Annotated in this window: 3 protein-coding genes; 1 reads left to right on the forward strand and 2 read right to left on the reverse strand. The window is 77.5% G+C overall.

Going from position 1 to position 2,543, the window contains the following annotated elements:
• Positions 1 to 258: 258 nt before the first annotated feature.
• A complete protein-coding gene (locus tag AR3_RS28870) occupies positions 259 to 852 on the forward strand; it encodes a TetR/AcrR family transcriptional regulator (protein ID WP_067918781.1) in 594 nt (197 codons plus the stop codon).
• Positions 853 to 907: 55 nt separating this feature from the next.
• Here the strand turns inward: AR3_RS28870 and AR3_RS28875 are convergent, their stop codons facing one another.
• Positions 908 to 1,549 (reverse strand): LutC/YkgG family protein, encoded by a 642-nt coding sequence (locus AR3_RS28875; protein ID WP_067918777.1) that lies wholly within the window; start codon positions 1,547 to 1,549, stop codon positions 908 to 910.
• The coding region (locus AR3_RS28880; RefSeq protein ID WP_067918779.1) for an LUD domain-containing protein at positions 1,546 to 2,543 on the reverse strand (998 nt) is incomplete at its 5' end. The genes AR3_RS28875 and AR3_RS28880, both read right to left, overlap by 4 nt.

A 2,543-nucleotide genomic window follows, 5' to 3' on the forward strand; every position in this document is an offset into this window, starting at 1 on the left:
CTCCCGGTAGGTCGCGGCCAGCCGCTCGTCGGCGGCGTACCGCTCGGCGACGTCCTTGCTCACCCGGCGACCCAAGGCCATGGCGGTCCCCTCCTTCGTCCGCGGCCGTGACCGGCCGTGCTCGACTCTACCCGGCCGTGACGGCCGTCCGTCGCACGTGATCGAGGTGTGATCGGGGTAAGCGTACGCCCGTCGCCGGCGTGTCGTGACAGCGGACACCCCGCCCGCGCCCTTTACGTAGTAAGGTCAGTGCTCGTCATGGTTCGGCAACCGAGCATCAACGCCCAGCACCGCCCGCCGCTGACCATCGAGCGGATCATCGAGGCGGCGCTGCGGATCGTCGACGGCCAGGGCCTGGGGCGGCTGACCATGCGCCGCCTCGGCGACGCCCTCGAGGTGGAGGCCATGGCCATCTACCACCACCTGCCCCGCGGCAAGGAGCAGCTGCTGGACGGCCTGGTGGCGCACGTGGCCGACGCGCCCGCCCCGGTCGACGACTCCGCCGATTGGCGGGACGCGCTGCGCCGCTGGGCCGCCGCCTACCGCGAGCGCCTGCTGGAGCACGCCGGAGTGCTGCCGCTGCTGGTCACCCGGCGCAACCCCGCCGCGCTGGCCCCCACCGCCGCCTCGCTGCGCGAGCTGATGCGCCGGGGCGGCCTGCCGGACGACGCCGCGCACGCGGCCGCCCACACGCTGCTGGCGTTCGTCATCGGGCATGTCGCGCTGGAGGTGCGCGGCACCACCGACGACGGCGCCACCGCACCGGCCGCCGCCGGCCCCGACGGCCCGGTCGACTGGCCGGCCCGCTTCGCCGCAGCGTTCGACCAGATTCTCACCGCCGTCGCTCCCTGACCCGTCCGCGGCGCGTCCGCGCGGCGCCGTCAGTCCTCGCGGTCAGTCCTCGCGGTCAGTCCTCGACGACGAGGACCTCCAGGGCGCGCGGCCCCTGGCCGCCCTCCACCCGCCGCGCCTCGGGACCGCCGGCCGCGCACGGGCCGCTGATCCAGGTCAGCGGGCGGTCCGGCCGCAGCCGCGCGACCGCCTCGGGCACGGTGCCGACGATCTGGTCGGCGTGCACCACGCACAGGTGGTAGTCGGGGACCAGGGACAGCAGCCGCCGCCCCTGCGCCCGGCCGCCGTCCAGCACGATCGTGCCGGTCCGCGCGATCGCCACGGCGCAGCCGGTCACCACGCCGTCCACCGCGGCCAGGGTGTCCAGGTCGGTCAGGCCGGTGTCGGCCACGGCCTGCACGCCGTCCAGCTCGGCCAGCCAGCCGAACGGCAGGTCGGCCGGGGCGACGACGCGCCGGGCCTCGCGCGCCCACAGCGCGGCCGCGATCGAGGTGGCCAGGTCGTCCGCGCCGGTGTGCCGGACGGTCGCGCGGTGGTCGGCGACCCGCTCGGTGAACAGCGCGATCACGTCGGCGCGGGTGGCGGCCTCGGCGGCGGTCAGCCGGCGCCGGTACCGGCGGGGGACGTCGACGCTCGTGCCGCGCTCCTCGCCGAGCGCCTCGCGCACGCGCCGCAGAATCCGCTCCCGCGAGCTCATCGGTCACCCCCATGGCGCGGCCGCGCCCGCCACCAGGCGCGGAAGCTGTGCACCGGCGGGGCGGGCAGGTCCCGGGCGTCGGTCCACTTGCCCAGCAGGCCCGGCAGCCGCCGGATGCGGCCGCCGCGCGACAGCAGCCGCGCCCAGCGCGCGCCCGAGCGCAGCGCCGCCTCGTAGCGGCCGCGGTCGGCCATCGTCCAGGCCGCGCTGCGCATCATCAGCAGCTCGGGCGTGGGCACCGGGCGGCGCCGCCGCGACTCCACCACCCTGCCCCGCAGGCGGACCAGCAGGTCCGGAATGTCGATCTTGACGGGGCACACGTCGGCGCAGGCGCCGCACAGCGTGGACGCGTACGGCAGGGAGGCGCGCGCCGCGTCCTCCACGCCCTCGACCAGCGGGGTGAGGACGGCGCCGATCGGTCCGCCGCCGCGCGGGCCGTAGGGCTCGCCTCCGGTGCGCTCGTACACGGGGCACACGTGCGCGCACGCCGAGCAGCGCACGCAGCGCAGCGCGGCCCGTCCGGCCTCGTCGGCCAGCGCCGCGGAGCGGCCGTTGTCGAGCAGCACCAGGTGCAGCTCGCTCGGGCCGTCGCCGGGCGTGACGCCCGTCCAGGTCGACACGCAGGGGCTCATCCGGTCCCCGGTCGCCGAGCGCGGCAGCAGCTGCAGCAGCACCTCCAGGTCGTCCCAGGTGGGGACGACGGCGTCGATGCCCGCCACGCAGATCAGCGTCCCGGGCAGGGTGACGGCGGCGCGTCCGTTGCCCTCGGACTCCAGCAGCACCAGCGTGCCGGTGTCGGCCACCATGAAGTCGGCGCCGCACACCGCGACGCGCGCCGACAGCAGCCGCCGCCGCAGGTGGGCGCGGGCCGCGGCGGCGAGCGCCGCCGGGTCGTCGGGCAGGTCGGGCGGCGCGTCCGGCAGCGCGCGCACGAACAGCTCGCGCAGCCGCGCCCGGTCGCGGTGGAACGCCGGGGGCGCGGGATCGGCGGGGG

This window comes from Actinomadura rubrobrunea NBRC 15275, from assembly GCF_001552235.1.
Taxonomy (GTDB): Bacteria; Actinomycetota; Actinomycetes; order Streptosporangiales; family Streptosporangiaceae; genus Spirillospora; species Spirillospora viridilutea.

What these genes read in the sequence shown, in the direction of transcription:
- AR3_RS28875 (WP_067918777.1), bottom strand. Translation starts at nt 1,549, where the DNA reads ATGAGCTCGCGGGAGCGGATTCTGCGGCGCGTGCGCGAGGCGCTCGGC.
- AR3_RS28870 (WP_067918781.1), top strand. Translation starts at nt 259, where the DNA reads ATGGTTCGGCAACCGAGCATCAACGCCCAGCACCGCCCGCCGCTGACC.